13 protein-coding genes, 2 tRNA genes and 3 rRNA genes are annotated in these 23,523 nt (G+C 34.1%); 2 read left to right on the forward strand and 16 right to left on the reverse strand.

The window, feature by feature from the left end; all coding sequences use genetic code 4:
- Positions 1-3 precede the first annotated feature (3 nt).
- The 3 genes from T384_RS0100815 to T384_RS0100825 all read right to left on the reverse strand — a co-directional run bounded on the left by T384_RS0100815 (position 4) and on the right by T384_RS0100825 (position 2,079).
- The gene (locus T384_RS0100815; RefSeq protein ID WP_027119446.1) at positions 4-1,839 is read right to left on the reverse strand and encodes a hypothetical protein; all 1,836 of its coding nucleotides are present in this window, start codon (positions 1,837-1,839) and stop codon (positions 4-6) included.
- Between the two features lie 57 nt (positions 1,840-1,896).
- A tRNA-Gly gene (locus tag T384_RS0100820) sits at positions 1,897-1,970 on the reverse strand.
- A gap of 35 nt (positions 1,971-2,005) precedes the next feature.
- A tRNA-Gly gene (locus T384_RS0100825) sits at positions 2,006-2,079 on the reverse strand.
- A gap of 236 nt (positions 2,080-2,315) precedes the next feature.
- On the opposite strand from T384_RS0100825, the gene T384_RS0100830 reads away from it, so the two are divergent.
- The gene (locus tag T384_RS0100830) at positions 2,316-2,678 is read left to right on the forward strand and encodes a YigZ family protein (protein WP_027119447.1); all 363 of its coding nucleotides are present in this window, start codon (positions 2,316-2,318) and stop codon (positions 2,676-2,678) included.
- A 63-nt stretch (positions 2,679-2,741) separates the two neighbouring features.
- Here the strand turns inward: T384_RS0100830 and T384_RS06870 are convergent, their stop codons facing one another.
- From T384_RS06870 to T384_RS0100850, 4 genes are all read right to left on the reverse strand, one after another.
- Entirely contained in the window at positions 2,742-3,491 is a 750-nt protein-coding gene (locus tag T384_RS06870) for a hypothetical protein (protein WP_027119448.1), read from the reverse strand.
- A 294-nt stretch (positions 3,492-3,785) separates the two neighbouring features.
- Positions 3,786-6,161: a lipoprotein 17-related variable surface protein gene (locus tag T384_RS0100840; RefSeq protein WP_027119449.1), complete on the reverse strand. Its 2,376-nt coding sequence runs from the start codon at positions 6,159-6,161 to the stop codon at positions 3,786-3,788.
- Between the two features lie 249 nt (positions 6,162-6,410).
- On the reverse strand, positions 6,411-7,421 hold the full coding sequence (locus tag T384_RS0100845) for an amidohydrolase family protein (protein ID WP_036498642.1): 1,011 nt from the start codon (positions 7,419-7,421) through the stop codon (positions 6,411-6,413).
- 96 nt (positions 7,422-7,517) lie between these two features.
- Positions 7,518-9,227, reverse strand: a complete 1,710-nt coding sequence (locus tag T384_RS0100850; protein ID WP_027119451.1) for a ribonuclease J — start codon at positions 9,225-9,227, stop codon at positions 7,518-7,520.
- Positions 9,228-9,752: 525 nt separating this feature from the next.
- On the opposite strand from T384_RS0100850, the gene T384_RS0100855 reads away from it, so the two are divergent.
- The gene (locus T384_RS0100855; RefSeq protein ID WP_027119452.1) at positions 9,753-10,868 is read left to right on the forward strand and encodes a hypothetical protein; all 1,116 of its coding nucleotides are present in this window, start codon (positions 9,753-9,755) and stop codon (positions 10,866-10,868) included.
- On the opposite strand, the gene T384_RS0100860 is transcribed toward T384_RS0100855, so the two are convergent.
- From T384_RS0100860 to T384_RS0100900, 9 genes are all read right to left on the reverse strand, one after another.
- A complete protein-coding gene (locus T384_RS0100860; RefSeq protein WP_027119453.1) occupies positions 10,869-11,648 on the reverse strand; it encodes an ABC transporter permease in 780 nt (259 codons plus the stop codon). It lies immediately after the preceding gene.
- A gap of 1 nt (position 11,649) precedes the next feature.
- Positions 11,650-12,291 (reverse strand): ATP-binding cassette domain-containing protein, encoded by a 642-nt coding sequence (locus tag T384_RS0100865; protein ID WP_027119454.1) that lies wholly within the window; start codon positions 12,289-12,291, stop codon positions 11,650-11,652.
- Positions 12,292-12,453: 162 nt separating this feature from the next.
- Positions 12,454-13,281, reverse strand: coding sequence for a discoidin domain-containing protein (locus T384_RS0100870; protein WP_027119455.1), 828 nt, complete (start codon positions 13,279-13,281; stop codon positions 12,454-12,456).
- Positions 13,271-14,221, reverse strand: a complete 951-nt coding sequence (locus tag T384_RS0100875) for a hypothetical protein (protein WP_027119456.1) — start codon at positions 14,219-14,221, stop codon at positions 13,271-13,273. The genes T384_RS0100870 and T384_RS0100875 overlap by 11 nt, the downstream gene beginning before the upstream one ends.
- A gap of 174 nt (positions 14,222-14,395) precedes the next feature.
- Positions 14,396-16,291 carry a hypothetical protein gene (locus tag T384_RS0100880; RefSeq protein ID WP_027119457.1) on the reverse strand — a complete coding sequence of 632 codons (1,896 nt, stop codon included), beginning with the start codon at positions 16,289-16,291 and terminating at the stop codon, positions 14,396-14,398.
- A 270-nt stretch (positions 16,292-16,561) separates the two neighbouring features.
- Positions 16,562-17,794 carry an ATP-binding protein gene (locus T384_RS0100885; protein ID WP_027119458.1) on the reverse strand — a complete coding sequence of 411 codons (1,233 nt, stop codon included), beginning with the start codon at positions 17,792-17,794 and terminating at the stop codon, positions 16,562-16,564.
- Between the two features lie 232 nt (positions 17,795-18,026).
- Positions 18,027-18,131, reverse strand: a 5S ribosomal RNA gene (gene rrf, locus T384_RS0100890).
- Positions 18,132-18,189: 58 nt separating this feature from the next.
- Positions 18,190-21,094 (reverse strand): 23S ribosomal RNA (locus T384_RS0100895).
- A 286-nt stretch (positions 21,095-21,380) separates the two neighbouring features.
- A 16S ribosomal RNA gene (locus tag T384_RS0100900) occupies positions 21,381-22,895 on the reverse strand.
- The 16S, 23S and 5S rRNA genes sit together here, the layout of an rRNA operon.
- Between the last annotated feature and the right edge of the window lie 628 nt (positions 22,896-23,523).

Below are 23,523 nucleotides of genomic sequence, written 5' to 3' on the forward strand. Positions count from 1 at the left end.
CTCCTAAATTGTATTAAAAAAATAATTTCCAAATCCCAATGCAACATTTAAACCAATCCCAACTAATAGGATCAAAATCGTTAATATCGTTTTAAAAGCTTTCGACTTTGGCAAAGCATAAGTAAACAGTGAAGGGACAATAGCTAAAAAGAATAATCAAGACAAATCAAATGGCAGTCGTGCAGCAATACGGTTCATCAAATTAGTAGATAACGGATTTCAAACCAATAGCATAACTAACAATGAGAAAAGACCATAATAATTTTTGTCTGTCCCGCGTTGTAAATAAGGACTGTCTGATTTATTATAAGAGTTCAATAAATTTCCATGCTCACCGATTTCAATCGTTGTTCGTGTTGGAATAACCCGAATTGTTTTGTGCACAAACGCACGACTTCTTTTTTGAATGAAACCCAAAATCATATTGTAAGTATTAAACTGACGCAATAACGTAGAAGAAAAGTAAAACAAAAAAATAACAATCGTAATCACTCAAAAACCAACGTTTAAAACAATTTGTAAACTTTGATTGAAATTAACAATGTTCGATGTATCTAAAAAAGGATTAGGCAAGATAATTCATGGCCTAGAATCGAATTCAAAACGTCCTCCAGAAAACATTAAAATGACTGAAACAATGTAAATCAAAGAAATAAAAACAATTAAAAATCAACTAATTTTTCGATGCATCCAATTTTCGTAAATAACAACTCGTTCTTTAAACCACAAGCGTGAAATTAAAATAAATCACAAGATATAAAAACAAATCAATAAAACACTAAAGACAATTGAACCAACAATTGAAAAGGATTGAACCACCAGGATTAAGGGAAAAATCACTCCTAAAGAAAAGATGATTGAACTAGTCGTCGTATGAGGCGATTTATTTAAAAAACTTAACAAGACTTTTAAAACCACAATTGTGAAATTAAAAATTATTAACGAAACACTTAAGGTATGACCAGAAATTAACAATACTGCACAAATTAAATCTAGGCGATAGTTTCATGAAGTTGTAATAGAGTCAAACATTAAACGAATTATTAAAATGGACAAAGGCACAATTCAAGCAACTCCATTAACTGGTGTTTTTGTTAATAAAAACATTGGCGCGTTAATAATAATCATGATGGCTCAAATTGAAAATATTCGAAAGAAATCACGACGTAAAATATAGTCATTAAAAACACCAACAACAATAGCACTAGTAATAATTGAATAAATTGCTAATAAACCGTAAGTGGTAAAAATCCCACCAATTAAATTACTAGTTTCACCAATATTTGTTGCATTGATATTGAACATAAAAATTCAAGATAAATTAATTGCATTCCATGCAACATATTGACCTGATTCTGAATCTGTCAGTGGATTAAAAACTATTGAATTTAAAGAAACTGGTTTTTGCAAGTAAGTAATCAAAGAGCTAAATTGATTAATATTTTGACCTTCAACTGTTAAGTTAATTTCCTGGCTTAAATTATTAGACAAAAATCATGTTCCAGTTAAAGTGATCGCCAAAATAACAAAAAAACTAAATGACAATAAATTGAATTCGCTAATTGAAAAACTATATCTTCAGTTTAATGCATAAGCAATTATCAAAAGTCCTTGGGTAATAGCCAACAAAACTAAATAACCCAAAAAATTGACCGGAACAACATATACAGGTAATGTCAAAATAAAAATAATCATCAACATTACAAAAAAACCCAGACCTGTAAGCGTAAAACTAGTTAGCTGGGGATAAAAACGTTTTAAAAAGCGACCGATGAAGTAACTATTAAATAAATAAATCAAGGGAATTACGACAGCACCGATAATAGTCAGCACAATCATACCCCCTTGACTACTTATATAATAATCAGATTTAAATTAAATCTGAGGTAGTAATAATGGAGCAGATGACGAGAATCGGACTCGCGTCTCGACCTTGGCAAGGTCACGTTCTACCATTGAACTACATCTGCATGACGAGGGCTAAAGCCCTGAAAATTTAAGGCTATGGAGCAGATGACGAGAATCGGACTCGCGTGTCAACCTTGGGAAGGTTGCATTCTACCATTGAATTACATCTGCATCTCAAAACGCTTTAATATTATAGCATAGAGAAATTTTTGAAGGTCAATGACTTACCTTAAAATGTAATTATAAAGCCCGTCTTCTGAATTCTTATACTATAGGCCGAGTGTTGAATTCATTATCGAACAAGATAAAAACAAAAATCATTTTTAATTGTTTTTGGTTCTGTCAATTGAATAGGTTTAATCTCTTTTAGTTAAAAAAGATCTTCTGTTTTTTACAATAAGTCTATAATGCACGAATACACAATTAATAAAAGCCGTTTCTTGGCCGAACTTTATGATGTTACAAGTAAGCAAGAAGTAACATCCATTTTAACAGATTTACGTAAACAACATAAAAAAGCAATTCATGTTGTTTACGCTTATATGATTAACTCCAAAGAAACCGGATTCTTGGCTGCATCTAGCGATGATGGAGAACCAAAAGGTACAGCATCAAAACCATTGTTAAACTTATTAAATTTAAAGCAGGTTGTAAATAAACTTTTAGTTGTAATTCGTTACAAAAGTGGGCCTAACCTTGGTGCTGGGTTATTAATGCGGTCTTATTTAAAGGCTGCATCTTTGTGCTTCAAAGATGATTCCAAAAATTAAATCTGAAAAAAGGGATTGAAGCTTAAGAAAATTTTTTAAATAAAATAATAGAAAATAGAAAAATTAAACGTCGTCATCTAAATTCAAGATTTCTTCACTATCATTTACTTCCTCAATAGCAGCTACATCCTCGGAGTCGATCAATCTTATTAATTCAGGATCATCAGGTAATTTATCAACAAAATGATAGCGTTCACTGCAAATACCACATAATACTTTCGTACCCACTTTAGCTTTAATTTTAACTTTGTGTGTCGGACAACTATATGAAAACAAATATTTTTTAGCAGGTGCTGGTGCTGGTTTAGCTCGTGAAAAATTTGGCAGTCTTGCTTCCAAATTTAAGTCCTGAATGATCTTTTTTAAAATATTTTCTAAAGCTTCGGTAGGATCGCTTGAACTCCATCCGTCTTTAGCTGTTTTAGTTGTGCATAAAATTCCCCGATTTTCAGCTAAAAGCTTAAACTTATCATTATGAAAAACCCCATTACGAGAAGTTGTTTCCATATTCAAAAGATGCCCTTCATAATGAACTAATTCGTGGACAATAATACACAACATTTTCAAGACACTATTATAAGAAGCAAAGCTTTCTGCGACTAGAGAAATTTCATTATAAGAATCTTCTTTTATTTTTCAGGCATTTGCTTGAAATCAAGCAAGAACAGTTGATCGTGGGCTTTTCCCTTTTTGAATAACTAAAACATAGTTTTTAAAAATACCATTAAAGACGCGTTCATTAATTTCTTGAACAGCTTGATTTAAAACCGTATAAATATCTTCTAAAGCGTTCACTATTTTATTTTCTTTCATATTATCTCCTTAAATCCAAACCACTAATTCCATTATAAGAAATGAAATTAAATTAAGATGATTTTAAATGTACGTTCTAGAAAAATAGGGGATATTGTTGTGGGCCAGCACCCAGGAAGTTAAAATGAGAATCTAGCACTTTGTATAAATATATCTCTGGAATAAAAGTATTATAAACAAACAAAGTTTAAGATTGCAAATAAATTTTAAGGAACAAACAAAAATTGTGCATTGGGAAAAATTAAATTAGACATTTTTACAAATTTCTTAGATGCAAGTAAAATTAGGAAAATCCTAAAACTGAACTAATAATAATTGGTTTAAATTATTAACTAACTGGTCTTTGATACTATTTTGATAAGAAGTATCAGTAGCAAATTTTGAAATATCTATGGTTAAATTTTGAGTCTTAGATACAGTTCTGATTAAATCAGATCAGTAATATCCACTCGAACTTTGAATTTTGTAATTAACATTTACTGAAATATTATTGTTGCTAAGATTCTTGTTAGCATCGGCTTGGGAAATTGTGAAATCAATTGAAGCAGTTACCACTCCATCAGAAGACTGATGAACTGAAGTACCATAAAGCATGGCATTTGTTAAATTGTATTGATATTGGAAGGAGATTCCGTTTGCAATAGATACAGATGAATTAGATGAAAATACCTTATTCAATGCATCGCGAACATCATTATCGCGCAAAGTAGTTCCGAAAACATTTGTATATTTCTGCCCCAGTAAATAACTAAACGATCAAGCTCGACCTTGACGAGTATGTCAACCATTAATAGCGCTATTAACGACCTGTTGTTGAATAACTCCTTTACTCGTGTTGAAAATGCCATTCAATGCATTTACGCCTTGAGTTAATTTTTCTAGTCGATTATTCTTTAATCCAGTAAATGTAATTTGCTTGCCTGTGGCACCATCAACTAATACTTGACCATCGATACCAATTGATTTTCCATCTGCAACTAAACTGATTCCTAATTGAATTGAACCTGTTGTATCATCGAATGAAAGAACTTGAATATTTAAAGAGAAACCATCTGGAAGTTTAGGCAAATTAGTTGAAGGGCGCAATAAGTTATTAAAGCTATCAACATCGCTTACCGTACCAATAATTCCTTGTACTTGACTAGGCAATTGGGTATTGTCTGCACTTATACCAGATTCAACACCAGCATAGAAATTTTTAACAATGTTTGTAAAACCAGTAATATTGATAGCAACACCAGAATTTGCATTCGTGGATGGTAAACCATCTAGTCCATAAATAATCGAACCATCTGCATTAGTAATGAAAACTCTAGTTGATAAAATTCCCAATAAGTCATTTGCGCTTGCGCTAAATTCAAGTTTAAATTTTGTCGAATCTAAATTAGTTAATAAAGGGATTTGAGTTGAGTTTGTCAAATGTTCATTCAAAGTTGATACTTCAGTAGATTTATTTAAGTTTGTTAAAACTTCACTTGGTAGTTTTGCTGTATCAGTTGTCGTGTAATTAACTTCTTTAGCAAAATCTTTGTAATACGTTTGAATGGCTGCTTGATTATTTGCTTCTTGTTGGGTTAAAAACCCGCCAATAATAATTTGCTTGCCTGCTGCTTGATCATTTGTTATCAAACCATTAACATCGTAGTATTGACCATCCTTAGTTAAAACAACATTAAGTGATAGTGTGCCATCAGAATTCGCTGTTGCTTCAAATTTTAAACCAAAGCCTGGCAATTTATTAGTGTTTGGAACTTGCACAGCTCCCGAATCGATTCCCAACAATTGATTTATTTCAGATACTGAAGTAAGATCATTGATTTGGTCTACCAGAGTTTGCGGTAAAACATTAGTTTTCCCGACAGCAATAACATTTGTCAATGATTGATAATAATCTTTAATAGCATTTTGTGTCTGCCGTTGTGCTTTTGTTTGAAAGCCTTGAATCGTAATTAATTTACCAACTTTAGACTGATTATCTTCAACGTTACCATTAACATCATATAAAGAACTTTCATCTAAATTAGCAACAGTAACATAAATAGAAATTGTGCCAAAAGCGTTATCAAAATTACTCGAAATAACTAATTTGTAATCTTTTAAAGAATTAGGCAGTGACGGAACACTAACTGACTGTGTTAAATTATTAACTTCTTCAACTGATGGGTTAGATGGTAAATTTAATTCACTTGGAAGTTTGTTAGAATTTTCAGTCTTAGCAATTGCATCTTTAAGACTTTGGTAATATGCAGCAATAATTCGCGAATTGTCAACTACTGGTTGAGTTGGGGGATTCTTATCACTTGTATCTGGGGTAGGATTAGTATTTGGAGCAGTGCCTGGTTTTTGTGATGGGTCAGTGTTAGGTGTTTTATCAGATGCGCCATGAGAAGGCTTAGTACCTGGAGTAGTATCTGGTTTATAAGGTGTATCCTGAATAGGCTTAGGAGCAGAAGTTTGATCTGAAGCTTTGTCTTTAGAAGAATCCTTAGCTACATCTTTTTGTGTACCGCCAGGTGATACTTGCTTCTCATTGGATTTGTTATTGTCTGGACTAGTTTGAAAAGAAACTGAAGGAGCAGAACACGCCCCGACAATAATCGGAACAGCAGCTAACAAAGGTGATAAGAGCGTAATTATTTTGCGCTTTCGTGATCATTTTATATTTGCCATAAAAATCCTAACTTTTCACGTAGATGTTTAATATTTAAAAATGATAACAAAATATTTTATAAAGTCAGTGTATTTCTGTTTGTCGACTTAGTTAAAAACAGATGACAAAAAATCCTGACACTAAGAATTATTCAACTATCTATCTTTTTAAAATTCTACTTTTGAATCTATTTAAAATAAACTCTCAAATAACCATTAAATCGTTATATCAATAATCTGCATCAATTTATAAAAAGATTTGTGATTAAATTACTTTTTACAAAAACTAGCGTCTCTTGAAACAGCTATCGTGGCTTCTATCTCTTTATTAGTAAAGCCAAGCGTTTCATAATTTTCTTTAACATGTCCATTAAAAATAAAGCCATCACTACAGATTGTATATAAAGTATTATTATCGCGTAATTGCTCAATTATTTTATGAAGAGATTCTTCTGACTCTAATCCAGAATTAATATTTGAATTTGGACAAATTTCAAAAACTATTTGTGGGTTATACTTCATAACATACTTCAGCTTTTTAGGATTCGTACAAATCTGTACCCCATGACCAATTCGGTCTACTAATCGAATAATGGCTGGATTAAAGAAATCTTCTTCTAGTTGTAGTTCGTTAGTATGTAAAGAAATCCCTAGGCCACCTTCTTTTGCTGTTTTTAAAGCTTCGAAATGCTCCATCAAATTAAATTTCTTTTTGTAACCCGAAATATCCAAGCCAACTATTCCTCGATCTTGAAATTTTAAAGCTTTTTGAGCTAGTACTAAAGACTGCTTGCCTGAAAAAGTTCGATCACTTTCAATAATAATTCCACAACGCACTTTATTAAAAATTGTTTTCGCTTTTTGCAGTCCATCACAAGCTGCTGAAATAATGGAATCTAGATCATAAATTCCTTCCTCATTTCGTAACATTGGATTTAACTTAATTTCCAATAAATCTACTTGACCTTCCAAATAAGCATTTCTAACCGTTTCAAAAACTGACTGATAAATCGCGATTGGAGAAGAAGCAATTTTTTGGATTAAGGTGTAACGACTTAAATAGTTTTTGAATTGTGACTCACGAATTTTTTTATCAACTAAATTTTGATTATCAGATTGAGACAATTCTAAAACACTAGGCTTTTCATTAAAACGAATAAATTTCTCAAATTCTTTATAGTCTTTAGGACTTATTTTCAATCCTCGATCATAAGCAATACTTTTCAAAACTTCAGGTGGTGTACATCCACCTAAATGGCAATGCAAATCTGTAAAGTACATATAAAAACCATCCATTATTTTCTGTATCTTTAAATTAATTATAGAAAGGGAAATGGAGAAGTTACATTATTTATGTACTTTTATTAAAAACGGAAACTATATTTCTTGGATTAAAGTGTTAATTAAAGGATTTCGTTTTTTATTTCTTCAAATGTAATAGTTTGCAACATTTCGTGTTGCCTTACAAATAGCTTCTTCATGAACGCCATTTGAGAAATCGGTTTGGTTTCTTAATTCTTCATTAACTGATTGCTTAATTGCATGACTCATTTTGGTAATTAAAGGACCAGATTCTTTAGCAAAGAAACATCCTCTGGTAACAATAATTGGCAATCCTAAGACTTCGTGCTTAAGTTTATCAATAGCAAGAATTACTGTAAAGACACCATCTTCACTTAAAATCCGCCGTTCTTTTAAAATTTGCGCAGAACTTTTCGAAGTTTTGCGTCCTTCAATATATACAGGATCTGCAAAAAAGCTTTGATCAGTGTAAAATAATTCGCCTTCTACTAAATGCAAAATGTCACCATTTTTGACAATCACAACATTGTCTTTATCAAAACCAATTTCTTCTGCTAGTTTTTGAACAGAACGAAACATTTTAAATTCACCATGAATTGGTAATAAGTATTTAGGTCCTAATAAACGTAACATTAATTGCAATTCTTGTTTGGTTGCATGACCCGAAGCATGTAAACGATTAGATGGTGAATTTTCAAAAATGGTTACACCATGTTTAGAAAGTTCATTAATTAAATATTCAACATTTGCGTAGTTTCCAGGAATAGGATTAGAGGACATAATAATTGTGTCTTCAGGTTTCAACGATACTCAAGGATGTTTACCACGAGACATTACATTTAATGCGGCTAATTCTTCACCTTGAGATCCCGTACAAAAAATCATAATGGTTTCATCTGGATGTTTTTTCAAATCTCTAGCTGCAATCAAATCACTATCTTTAATGTTGATATATCCAACTTTGCGTGATGTAGCAACATTGGCTTCCATTGATTTTCCTAAAAGACAAACCTTCCGACCTAAATTTAAGGCTAATTCTACGACTTCATTAATTCTTGTAGTATTAGATGCAAAAGTGGTCATAATTACTCGGCCTTGGGCTTCTTTAATAATTTTGTTGATATTAGAATAAATTTTTTGCTCACTCGGACTAAATCCAGGAATTTCTGAATTTGTTGTTTCACTCATAAATAGAGCAACACCACGTTTTGCAATTTCAACAACTTTATGCATGTTAAGCTCATCACCCTTAGCTTCAAAATCAAAACGATAATCTCCACTTTCTACAATGTTGCCGTTTGGGGTTTGCACACAAATTCCAAAAGCATCAGGTATCGAGTGATTTACCCGATAAAAATCAACTGTAAAATATTCTGTTTTAACCACAGTATCATCATTATAGACTTCAATTTTAGTTGGCTTAGCATCTTTATGTTCTTGTAGTTTTCGCAAAATGAATTCTGATGCAATTTTTGGTGCATAAATTACTGGAACATCAAATTCTTTTAATAAATAAGGAACTCCACCGATGTGATCTTCGTGACCATGAGTAATAAATACCGCTTTTAATTTATGAGCATTTTCTCGTAGGTAACTAAAATTAGCTACAATTCCATCGATCCCCAATAATTCATTGTTAGCAAATTTAATACCACAGTCAATAATAATTAATTCGTCTTTATACTCAATTCCATACATGTTCTTGCCAATTTCTTCAAGACCACCAAAGGCAAAAATTTTGGTTGGTTCTTTTCCTGGAATTGGCTTTGTTATTTCGCTAATCATAAAATAATGCTCCTGAAAGGTTAAGTGATTAAGTTATCTAAGATAATTCGAATATTTGTGAAATCACAAAATGTAATCATTATTGTATATAAATATCTAAAAATATGTCAACATAATTAATTGAAGTTTGCATTTTTTTACACCATAAATAATAAAATTATTTTAACTAAATATCTTGTTGTTAATTTTGCATTAACATTATCAAATCTCATTTCTTTGTATTTTAAACACGGTATCAAAATTTGAAAAAATCAAGTTTGAATTTCATAAGAATGATTTTTTGCATTAATAATTTTGCTAACTGAGTTTGTTTCAAGTTTTCAAAAATAAAAAATACAAGGTCGTTAAACCTTGTATATTTGTGTGTTTGGCACATGACTATTGTAGTATAAGATTTGGAAAAAAATAAAAACTCCAAACTTAAGATGAATATCACCTGAAAATAATAAAAACAAAAACCGTTAATTAAAACATTAGTATTTAATATAAAATGAAGCCATAACAGTAAATATAAGGAGATACTAAATGAATAATTTAAACAAAAATTCTCCCTGAAGTAATTTTGGTAATGCTGTTAAAAAACCTTGACCAAAAAAGAAAGATATTGTCTTCCATGACAGCGATAATTACCATTACAAAACATTTTATAGAATGAAACTATCCAAGTGAATTTATATTCCAATTTTTGGCGTTTTATTATTTTGGTGATTATGAAAAAATTGCTGCGAATGTAATTTGATTGACCGAACTCGTTCATATTGAATTAGAGTAAAATTTGGAATATCTATATTCTGACCACCACTTTTTTTAGCACTATGTTTAATTTACATATTTATGGGATTATTTTTGTCTGATTGAGCACAACTAAATGGCACAGGAATAGCAATTGCAATCGGATTAACACCATTATATGCTCTACTACTCTTTCAACCTATTTCGACTTGAGCAACCAAAAAATATCTGTTATATAAATTGTTCCAATTAAAAAATAATCCTACTAATACAGATGTAAAAGTTTATTACAATTCTAAAATTACAGACCAAAACAAATACTTTCAAGACTTATCTAAAAAATGTAATAAACCAATCCAAGAAAATTTTTATAGTGACGATATGGAAAGTGTAAATTATCCGGAATTTACAACTAATTATGTGGGCACAAGAATTCAACAGATGAAAGAATACGGCAAAACGCAAGCGGCTCAAGTTCGCAATTATGGATGGTTTATTCCATTCTTTTGACCCTTGGTATTTGGGCAATATTTTGACTACGTCTTTTTTGGTGTTTTACTTTCTCAAAAAGCAAAGTTAGATAAAAAACTAAAATTATCAAAAAAAATCAATTTAGCTTTAGTATTCAGTTGATTATTATCCTTAATAATATGGGCGGGTTTTGTTATTTTTGCTGTATCAATACTAACGTCATTTTCATACATCCCTTCGTTTGAGGAATTTGTAAAACAAAATTCTGCAATTATTGATTTCCGAATTGTTGATGCGTACAAAAACTTAGTTGGACTGCATTATCTTTGATCGTTTATCTATCTTTTTGTTTTTGCATTAATTTCACTAGGAAGGGCTCAAATGATTAAAAAAGTTATAGTGAAATGATGCCAAAAAGATTATTGCAATAACTACTAGTTATTTCCATTTAAATATTTTTCAAGTAATTAGACCAAAAATAACAGCTTCAGCCACTGGAATAATAATTCCTAATCAATCTACTTTTCAATCTATTTGAGAAAAGCCGAAAGTATCTTGCAATATAATATTCTGCGAAAAATAAGCTGCACCACCGACCGGTTCTAAAAATTGTACGTACTTAAACCAAACTCCATTAGGGTCAATTGAAAACGCGGGAATAGAATTACCACTTAAAAATAAAATTGGGTAAAAAACTACGGTTCCGATCAAATTAATTGAACGGTCGGTCTTTCCAAATTGCGAAAGAAACAACGCTAAAAATAGCATTAAAATGAATGCAAATAAATCTAAAAAGAAAATGGAAAAGAAAGTGCTTGCTGATAAATTTAATTCAAATGCAAAATTGGAAATCAATAACTGAACTAAGAAAACAAATAAAAAGACAGAGAAATTGACAATACAATGAGTAAAAATATATTGGGTTCTATTGATGTTTAAAGTTCTGAAAATTTTGACCCGATTATATATTCGATCGGCTGCAATTGTATTGGGAACGTTAGCTAAAGAAATGGAAGTTGCAGCCATTAAAAAATAACCTGGTGCTGTAAAAATAAAAAAATTAGCATTACCAGAAAAACCATTAATGCCTTCTTGAAACCCTCGTCCTCAAGCAAAATAACTAATGATAATTCAAGCAATCGGTCACAAAACACTAAAAACAATATTTAAAGGGTTTTTTACAAACTTATATGAATAAAGTAATAGTAATGGTTTCATATTAAACCCTTCTTTCAAACAAATTATCGATGTCATCAATCTTATTTATTTTTTGGTCTTTAACCAAATAATATTTGTTACATAAGGCTCGAATCTCAACAGGGTCATGAGAAACTAGTAATAAAATACTATGAGGATTAAGTTTTAAATAATCTTCAATTTTATCAACAATATCCATTCTTCATTGATAATCTAATGAAGTCGTTAATTCATCTAAAATAATTAAAGACGGGTTAAACTCCATACATAAAAGCAACTTAAATTTCTGTTTTTCCCCACCAGATAATTGTTTAAAAATTTTATTTTTAACATGTCCTAGTTCATATTTATCAAAAACTGAATTGTCAAACTTTTTAGTTTTCGAAATCATGCCATAAAAATAAAGCAATTCTTTTAAAGTTAATTCAGCATCATATCCAATGTCTTGAAAAACGGCTTTCATATGGGAAGCTAATTCGGGAGCAATTTTAATTGAACCAGAAGTTGGTTTGTTTAATCCCATAATTGTTTCAATGAAAGTTGTTTTGCCAGAACCATTTTTCCCCAGAATGGCAATTCGATCACCATAATCAAATTGCAAATTAACATCATCAAGAATAGTTCGGTGACCAAACTTCACAGTTAAGTTATTAATTTTAATCATGAGCTACTCCTATTTTTTAAATAAATAAATAATATTAATGTATAGATTATAGCAGCATTAAAACCTGTTCAAAAATTAAAATGCGTTATGAACAGATAAAGCTATTAAGTAAGAAGAAAAATACCGTTTCAGATATTTCTATTATATTTTGGGTTTTAGGTATTAATTACGAATTGGTGCTGAGAAAACTTGAAAGGTAGCAATTTGAACCCAGTTACGATGCCCAACAGTCGCCACAATTCGAACGTATTGAGCATTTATCGGACTAGTAAAATTGATAACCATATTGCCTGGTGCTGTTGCATGAATTACAAAATCTTTATCAATGATTGTAGTTGTTGGATTTTCTGAAATAGAAATATTTTTGTTTGTTGTCCAATTACTACCATCAGTTGATGTGTCAACTTTAAAATCATGTCAGAAATCTGTTGTGGTTCGAGTTGATCCGTTGTAAAAATTAATTTTTTCCAGACTTCTGAGACTTCCCATATTAATTCCAAAGAAGTTTCCGGCATCATAACCGCTAGCGCCTCCATTAGGACTATAAAAGACGTATGAACCAGCATCAGTATTATTGAGTACACCTACGTCTCTAGTACTGCCTGGGTTGGTACTGTCATTGAAAAAAACACTTCAGCCATTAGGAACAAGAATATTAGAAGCAGTAACTGCAGTTGCCGTTGCCGGTATTCTAAATCCACTAAGCGTCAAGGTAATACCTGTTTTATCATCTGTTACATTTCCGTTGGCATCAAAGTTTTGGTTATTTCTAGACAATAAAGCATTAATTGTCAAAGTTCCTTTTTCGCGATCTGCAATCCCTTTAGTAAAACTCAGACTAAAACCATTACTTGCCAAAGTATCAGGAACCGAAGGTAACGTCGTTGCTAAGATGTTGTTTAAGTCACTAAATGACAGTGTATCACCAAGTTTAACTTCATCTGAAAAAACATTTTGATTAGCTGTTGAAACAACAACATTAGCAGACAAAAGAGCTTGATAATAACTTTTTATATCTTGATCAAATTTTTTTAAATCCAGTGATATTTAAAGGTAATCCAACCGCAGTTTGAATCGGGGTTCCGTTAATATCAAATTTTTGATCGTTCTTCATAACAATTATGTTCACTATCAATGAACCATTAACAGGGTTTAAAGTTCCTTTAACAAAACTAACACTATAGCCATTAGAAGCTAAACCTTCTGGCAAAGCAGGCAGAGGTGATGACAAAATGTTATTGACGTCTGTCAAAGAAGGAGTGTTTGATAAAGTCGTATTATTAGCAAAAACATTCTGGTTAGCTGCAGATACTGTTAATTGCAATTGTTGAAGGGATTGATAATAATGTTTAATCAAAACCCCAAATTGATTAAACCCAGATAAAACGATATTCTTCCCTGCTTGATCGCTTTGTGTTGTAGCAGATCCATTTTGATTAAACATTTGATCATTGCTTACGATGTTTACATGAAAAGTGATTGTTCCTTCGCCATCATCAGCACTCGCACTAAATTGTAATTGGTAAGCACTGGACAAACCACTTGTTTGTAAATCCGGAATTTGATAACCACTATCTTTTAAAATCTCGTTGACTTTTGCTAAATCAATTGGATTTTGAAAAGATTTGATAACCTCACTAGGAAGAGTTTGTACTTGGGATTTTAGGCTTGGGTTAACATTTAAATTAGAAAAAAATTTGGCAACATTTGTTTGTTGTTCGTTTCGTTGCTTATCTTGCAGTTGTGGAACCGTATTAACTTGATAATTAATAGTCGGGCCAACAAGCAAAACAATTCCAACAGCACCCAAAGTTGCTCAGGTCGCAATTCAGCCTTTAACATTAAATTTCTTTAAACGTTTAGGATCATTCTTTTTGTCAGTTGAATCAGACTGTTGCTTCTTTTTGTTTATTAGATTAGCATTTTCCATGTTGATAACTCCAAAGGATAGAATTTCTATTATTTTACAATGGCAACTACATTTTGCGCAGTTATCTATTGTTTCAAACAAATTTTGATAACTATTAACAAGTTATCAACATAATTAATGTTACTATGAAATAAAAACGAACACCGAAGTGCTCATTATTACAATGTTGGGTATTTACTTGGACACTTGGGGAATAACCACATCTGGGTTTCTAAAATTTCAGTTCTTAAGTGAAAAAGGAGACCAGTTTTTGGTAAATTCACAGAATTGCCCGTTAACATCGTGGTATCCGCTCTTAGGTAAAAAGAAACTAAGGATAGTTGTAGTCAAAAGAGCTAACGTGAATAAAACAATCATCACGATAGTACCGATTGTTTCATTATTTTTAGCAATCGAACTTATCGTACCTGTTACTGGGTTATTACTTGCGTCTAACAAAATCCCTCCATCCGGATTAGTTATCAATAAATTCCCTTGGTCATACAACGAAGCAACATTATCATAGTTTAACCCACCGTTGTTTTGGGCTGCAAACCTTAACGTGTTACCAATTGTAGACACAGAAGCCCCAAACCCGCCAACTGATGTTTTTAGTGGATCAGCATATGAAACAATTAAACTTAGCACTGCTTCGTTAATAGTGTAACCAAAATAGCCAACTCCTCAAATTATTCCTGCAGCAATCCCGATAAAAGCAGGGGAGGATTTTTTTAATTGTTGGGGAACAGTCAAAATAATTGACTGAACCCCTCACAAAAACATTCCTGAAAAGAAAATAAAAATAAACATTAAAACTAAAGCAGCATGATTATCAAATCCAGCAAAATGACCTAACATTAATGCAATTAAAGCAAAGATACTACCTGCTGAAAAACAGAAGGCAATAAAATTATTACGATGAAAAATCGTATTATTAATTACTGGAATAAAATACATGCCTGCAAATAAACCAACCACAAATAAGGATACGAAAAGTGGTCATACCCAATAATATGATGTTTCGCTAATACTTTCTAGTGAGTCAACGCCTGCAACTCCATACAGGGCATCTTGGATGGCAATTACTCTGAAATTTGCTGGTGATTGCTCAATAAACGCTCGAATTGTTCCTGATGTCATAAAAATAGCAGCAATTACTCATGAAGTATATACTCCCGCAATTCTTCAAACTTCTTTATCTTTTAAAACTGTTTTAAATGTAACAGCATTTGGTGCATCCCGTAAATTTTTAATTTTGTTATTAGGTTTTTTAGGAACAACTTCTTTTGCAAAAACTAAATAACCAATTAGCAAAACAAAAACAAGAATTACAAAACCACTCACCACCCCAGTTCAGATTGCTTGATTAACCGCTATATTATTAATTCCTTCATATATTGGAATCACAAAGAAAATATTAGCTAAAAAAGCACCACCATTAAAACCAATGGTATTAGCGGTTAAATGAAGCGGTTTTTTGTTTGCGGGCATGCTTCCAATAATCGAATTGGTATAAGTAATTAAGCAAGTTCCACCAATTCCTAAAAGAATACGAAAAAGAACAAAGCCAGCAAATCCGCCAGCTGCAATCCCATCAGGATCACCGCTGCCACCTGCGATTGATGCACTATTCCAACTTTGATTTTGTCCTAAAATAATGAAAGGGAAAGCACACACCATTAAAGCCATCACAGCAATCACCGCATACTTGTGACCAATTTTTACAATTAATCAGCCCGCTAAAAACGATCCAATTGAACGCCCTAAAGTAATCATCCAATTAGGTACACCAGTAATAAACGGTGGTTGTAAAACCCCCGGCTTAAAAAAGGCCGCACCCCATCCTGATCCAAAGCTCAACATTTGAAAATTTGAAATTGAGTATCATTGGATAACAAACAAAAAATAACCAAATAAAACCATGGCTCATAAAAAAACCAAATGTGGGTATGTAAGTTCAGTTGAAGTGGAAATTCTCTTTTGTTTTTTATTTGTCGTATACAACGGTGTAGTTACGAATCCAGAAGCACTTGTGGCTTGATTAAATGTAGCTTTTAAGCGATTAGTTTTTTTCGAAAATAATTTAGTCATATTCAAATTTACTTTTATTTTAAGGCAGTGATAATCCAGTGTTGAAAATCACTTATATTTTGCAAAATTATAAATAAGAAAACTTTAGTCTGATAACTTATTTTCAAATAAAATTCAAATCTTAACTAGATTGATGTTTATTAAAAAATGGCTATGCAAAGAAAAAATAATAACAAATAGATTTATATAAGTTTCTTTTCTCCGTTTAAAATTTTTACATATTAAACACGAAAAATATTGAAGATATTTTTGCGATTAATCAAGTATTAATTAAATTGCCGAAACTGGGACAATGTAAACATCTTTTTTTATTGGATACAAGTCAAAAGCATTACAAATTAATGCATTCGACCCCATTATGTAATTGGTAGACTTAATTAAGCTAAAGGCTTTTACAGCGCTCGGATTATATCTAGTACCTGATTTTATTTCAATTAGGTTTAATTTCCCATCTTTAACCATAATCAAATCAATTTCATTTTGATTGCCATCGCGATAATAATAAAAACTAGCGGAACCAGATAATGAGTTATTATATGTTTTCAGAATTTCTGTAATTACATAAGTTTCCATTAAAAACCCTTTATTAACATGATTTTTCAAAGTTTGAATGTCTTTAATTCCGTTCAAAAAACAAGCTAAACCAGTATCATTAAAGTAAATTTTAGGCCGTTTTATGATCCGATTCACCACAGAAAATTCGAAATAAGGCTCAAGCGTGTAAATCAAATTAGATGTTTTCAAAATACTAATCCAACTTTGAATTGTCTTATAACTAACTCCAACTCCTCTTGCAATTAAACTAAAATTTAATTCTTTACCAGTTTCAGCAGCCAAAATTTTTAAAAATTGTCGAAATGAATCTTTTTCTTTAATATCAAGGATGTCAGTTATATCTTTTTCAATATAAGAATGTGTGTAATTATCAAAGAAATTAAATACATTCATTGTTTTTTTAATGTTTAATTCTGGATATCCACCTCGCAAAATATTATTTAAAAGAGTCGTTTCAGAATAATCTTTTTGAACTCTTTTTATTAAAAATTCCGGATTTACTTCAAAAACTTTTTCTTCCCGACCAATAATTTCACTATTGGAAAAAGGAGATACCGTAATAATGCTAATTCTGCCAGCAAGTGACTCTGTAACATTTTTCATTAAATCATATTGATGCGATCCTGTTAATACGTACATACCATCAGCTGTCCCGTTTTCTAGTCTAGCAGTATTTACAATTGGAGCAATATATGAAAACAGTTCAGGGGCCTTTTGAACTTCATCAATAATTAAAGGCGGCTTGTTTTCTTTCAAAAAAAGTTGTGGATCATCTAAAGCTAATCTTAAATTTGCCGCATTATCTAGCGAAACATAAGTAAAACCCATTAAATTTTTTAATTCATAACAAATTGTTGATTTGCCAACCTGTCTTGCGCCTGTTACTAACGTTATAGGATAAGTTTTGATACTTTCTATAATTTTTTCTTGAATGGTTCTTTTAATCATAATCTAATTATAGTATAACACAATAAAAAGTCCTATTTCTAAAAAACAGAAGTACAACTTCTAATTTATAGAAGTACAACTTCTAATTTACATTGTTAAAACTTCAATTTATTACTTTTCAAAACATAATCAACAAATACATTCAACACTATCAAAATAATATCTTTCTAATATCATTAGTTTATGGTATTAAAAAACCTCTAGGTTTCCCTAAAGGTTAGTGAGTTAATTTGCGTGGTACTTTCCTACTCTCAGTTGCCCTACCATTGGCTCCATCGTGCTTAACTGCTGGGTTCGGAAAGGGACCAGGTGTTTCCACGACGATATCTGTACCACACGTGATGGTTCTAGAAAACTAAATACAACTTTTCTTTCTATTAATTAGATAATGCGGATCTAATAAGTCCTCGAACGATTAGTATCACTCACCTGAATGCCTCGCGGCACTTGCAGCTGTGACCTATCAACGTCATGGTCTATAACGGTTCTTACTCCCTTGCGGGATGGGAAGATTATTCTCAGAGTTAGTTTCACGCTTAGATGCTTTCAGCGTTTATCTATTCGATACGTTGCTACCCAGCGGTGCACCTGGCGGTACAACTGGAGCACAAGTGGTATCTTCATTCCGGTCCTCTCGTACTAAGAATAAATCTCTTCAATCTTCCTGCGGGCACAATAGATAGGGACCAACCTGTCTCACGACGGTTTGAACCCAACTCACGTATCTCTTTAATCGGCGAACAGCCGAACCCTTCGAACCTGCTTCAGCTCGAGGATGAGATGAGTCGACATCGAGGTGCCAAACACTGCCGTCGATGTGAACTCTTGGGCAGTATCAGCCTGTTATCCCCAGAGTAGCTTTTATCCGTTGAGCGATGGCCATTCCATACTGAACCACCGGATCACTATGACCTGATTTCTCACCTGTTCGACTTGTAAGTCTCACAGTCAAGCACCCTTATACCATTACACTCTATACACGATTTCCAACCGTGCTGAGGGTACCGTTGCGCGCCTCCGTTACATTTTAGGAGGCGACCGCCCCAGTCAAACTGCCCACCTAACACTGTCCCGCTGGTGGATGACACCAGCCGGTTAGAGAAAAGTTTAATCAAGGGTAGTATTCCACAGTTGACTCCGTGAATCCTAGCGAACTCACTTCAAAGTCTCCTACCTATGCTCTACATGATCAAACTCTGCCCAATATTAAGCTACAGTAAAGCTTCATGGGGTCTTTCCGTCCCGTTGCGCCTAACGGGTGTCTTCACCCGTACCTGGATTTCACCGAGTCGATAGTCGAGACAGTCAAGAGATGGTTACACCATTCAAGCGGGACGGAATTTACCCGACAAGGAATTTCGCTACCTTAGGACCGTTATAGTTACGGCCGCCGTTCACTGGGGCTTCAGTTAAGAGCTTCGCTTGCGCTAACCCCCTTCTTTAACCTTCCAGCACTGGGCAGGTGTCACCTCATATACATCGGCTTGCGCCTTAGCATAAAGCTGTGTTTTAGTTAAACAGTCCCCCCTCGTTCTTCACTGCGGCTCAACTTTCATTGAGCACCCCTTCTCCCGAAGTTACGGGGCTAATTTGCAGAGTTCCTTAACTATCGTTAACTCGCTAACCTTAGGATATTCTCCTTGACTACGTGTGTTCGTTCTCGGTACTGGAAACAATATAATTAACCCTAGAAGCTTTTCTTGGAAGCGTGATATATGACTCTTCGCTACTTGCCGAAGCGTTCGCTCGTGTTCATAACTTGATCTTAAATGTGGCGGATTTGCCAACCACAAAATCTTGTTATTTAACCCTCAATCCGTTAAGAGGGAATCATTAACCTTCTCCGTTACTCCATCAGTTATATTGTTTGTACAGGAATATTAACCTGTTGTCCATCGATTACGCCTTTCGGCCTCACCTTAGGTCCAGACTAACCCTGGAAGGACGACCCTGGTCCAGGAAACCTTAGTCAATCGGTTTGAAAGATTCTCACTCTCATGCGTTACTTACACCGGCATTCTCACTTGTATACAGTCCACCAATCCTCACGATTTGGCTTCAATCCATATACAACGCTCGTCTACCACGATATTTTCATATCATCCATAAATTCGGTAATATGCTTAGCCCCGTTACATCTTAGGCGCAGAAACACTCGACAAGTGAGCTGTTACGCACTCTTTAAACGATGGCTGCTTCTAAGCCAACATACTTGCTGTTTAAGTATTTCAACATCCTTCTCCACTTAGCATATTTTGGGGACCTTATTTAATGATCTGGGCTCTTCCCCTCGTGACAATGAAGCTTATCCCCCACTGTCTGACTGCAAGAGTAGATAGACTGGCATTCGGAGTTTAATTGTAATCAGTACATCAAGGCGACGCCATCATACATTCAGTAGCTCTACCTCCAGCCTATCGTGATCTTACGCTAGTCTTAAAACTATTTCGACGAGAACCAGCTATCACGGGTTTCGATTGGAATTTCACCCCTAGACACAGGTCATCCGCTGTCGTTTCAACGAAAGTCGGTTCGGTCCTCCAGCAGATGTTACTCTACCTTCAACCTGCCCATGCCTAGCTCAACCCGTTTCGGGTCTATGAAGACAAACATTAATGTCGCTATATTTCAAACTCGCTTTCGCTTTAGCTACCCTTCTATCGGTTAACTTGCTTGCCTTCATAACTCGCCGGCTCATACTTCAAAACGCACGCCATCACACATTAATGTGCTCTGACACGTTGTAGGCATATGGTTTCAGAATCTATTTCACTCCCATCTCTGGGTTCTTTTCACCTTTCCCTCACGGTACTTGTTCACTATCGGTCACTAGATTAGTATTTAGGCTTACCCAATGGTTTGGGCAAATTCCGTCAAAATAACATTTTTCGACGTACTCAGGATCCTGCTAGGTATGAAATTGATTTCGAATACGGGACTATCACCCTGTTTTGTGCTGCTTTCCAACAGCTTCTTCTATCAATTTCAAGTCCATGTCGCAGTCCTATAACCCCGGATTTCTCCGGTTTGGCCTGTTCCGCTTTCGCTCGCCGCTACACACGGAATCACTTTCGTTTTCTTTTCCTGTTGTTACTGAGATGTTTCACTTCACAACGTTTCGCTTTTTATTCCTATGAATTCAGAATAAAATAACATGGATCTCGCCATGCTGGGTTGCCCCATTCGGATACCTGCGGATTAGCGTTTCCAACCAACTCCCCGCAGCTTTTCGCAGATTTGCACGTCCTTCATCGCCTTCTAGTGCCTAGGCATCCACCATAAGCCCTTAGTAACTTATTTTATGTAATCCATTAGCATTTTTAATTGTTTTGCAAGATAAAATTTGCATTTTATCTTACGAGAACTAGAAAGATTTGTTGTATTCAGTTTTCAAAGAACCATCTAATGATTCTGGGCCACTCAAGGCCCAGATTCATTGAGAGAATGAATTCTCTCAGAACTGGATAAAATCATGACCAACAAATACTATACTCAAATTGCTTTGGATGGGTGATAAGTATTTTAGTTGGATTTTAAAAAGCACCATTTTTGTAAAAGGTGTATAAAACTTGTTTATACTCCATAGAAAGGAGGTGATCCACCCCCACGTTCTCGTAGGGGTACCTTGTTACGACTTAACTCCAATCACCGATCTTGCCCTAGACATGCGCTTCCTTACGGTTAGCAACACGGTTTTAGACACTATCAGCTCTCATAGTTTGACGGGCGGTGTGTACAAGACCCGAGAACGTATTCACCGCGACATAGCTGATTCGCGATTACTAGTGATTCCGACTTCATGAGGGCGAATTGCAGCCCTCAATCCGAACTGAGACCATCTTTACAGATTAGCTCCACCTTACGGTTTGGCAACTGTTTGTAATGGCCATTGTAGCACGTTTGCAGCCCTAGACATAAGGGGCATGATGATTTGACGTCATCCCCACCTTCCTCCAACTTACGTTGGCAGTCTCGCTAGACAAAGTAACTAGCAATAAGGGTTGCGCTCGTTGCGGGACTTAACCCAACATCTCACGACACGAGCTGACGACAACCATGCACCACCTGTCTCTCGGTTAACCTCCGCTATATTTCTATAGCTTTGCCAAGGATGTCAAGTCTAGGTAAGGTTTTTCGTGTACCGTCGAATTAAGCAACATGCTCCACCACTTGTGCGGGTCCCCGTCAATTCCGTTTGAGTTTCATTCTTGCGAATGTACTACCCAGGCAGGATGTTTAATGTGTTAACTTCAGCACCGAGGTGATCGCCCCGACACTTAACATCCATCGTTTACAGTGTGGACTACTAGGGTATCTAATCCTATTTGCTCCCCACACTTTCAAGCCTAAGCGTCAGTAGTGGCCTAAGTTCTCGCCTTCGCAACTGGTGTTCTTCCATATATCTACGCATTCCACCGCTCCACATGGAGTTCCAGAACTCTCTACCATACTCTAGACTAGAAGTTTCCAATGCATTCAACCGTTAAGCAGTTGATTTTAACACCAGACTTTCTAATCCGCCTGCGCTTGTTTTACGCCCAATAAATCCGGATAACGCTTGCAACCTATGTATTACCGCGACTGCTGGCACATAGTTAGTCGTTACTTATTCAAATGGTACGGTCAAACTAGCAACATTTCCTTTGCTAATCATTCATCCCAAATAAAAGAACTTTACAATCCATAAAGACCTTCATCGTTCACGCGGCATTGCTCCATCAGACTTTCGTCCATTGTGAAAAATTCCCTACTGCTGCCTCCCGTAGGAGTATGGGCCGTGTCTCAGTCCCATTGTGGTTATTCTACCTCTCAGCATAACTACACGTCATAGCCTTGGTGGGCCGTTACCTCACCAACTAGCTGATATGCCGCACCCTCATCCTATAGTGGTCCAAACGGACCTTTAAAGTAATTCTCATGCGATAAGTTACTTGTTATGCGGTATTAGCTAATCTTTCGACTAGTTGTCCCCCGCTATAGGGCAGATTGGATACGTGTTACTCACCCGTTCGCCTCTGGTGTATTGCTACACCCGATCGACTTGCATGTATTAGGCATGCCGCCAGCGTTAATCCTGAGCCAGGATCAAACTCTCAGAAAATGACAGATTTTATCCAGTTTTCAAAGAACATTCTGCTAATTTTTCTCGCTTGAAAAAAGCCTGGCCTCGATCCACTTGTTTTAAGAGTGAATACCAGGATGGGTCGTCAAACACATCCAGAGCAAAACTTCACGAGATTTTAGCGACTATAATTATAACGGATTTTTTTTAAATGTCAACACTATTTAACAAATATTTCAATTTTTTTTAAATATTTGCATTTTTTTATAGTTTTCCACATTTTTGAACATTTCTTCACGCATATGTAATATTGTTATGACAAATGGTCTTTTGAGACTGTAAAATTATCTTAAGAACTTTCCTTCTGAACGTTGGTTTTGGAAGTAATGATTTAAGTGTGTTAATGTCTAGATTTCTTTGAAACCATTGACATCGTGTTATTAAAAGTATACTAAAAAACGGAAACGCTTTCGCAATTTTCCGTTTTTATCATTATTTAAACGCGCAAATCTTTGACTCTTGGTCAAGATTGAACAATAAATTAAGTGTTTGTATTTATTCTGGTTGCAAATCTATATCAAATAGAATTTCGAGTTGCTGAATTATACTTTGCCAATTACGAACTTTCATTTGCCTATCGTCGCGTTCGTAATTCATGATGCCTAAA

The sequence above is a fragment of the Mycoplasma testudinis ATCC 43263 genome, from assembly GCF_000687795.1.
GTDB lineage: Bacteria > Bacillota_I > Bacilli_A > Mycoplasmatales > Mycoplasmoidaceae > Mycoplasmoides > Mycoplasmoides testudinis.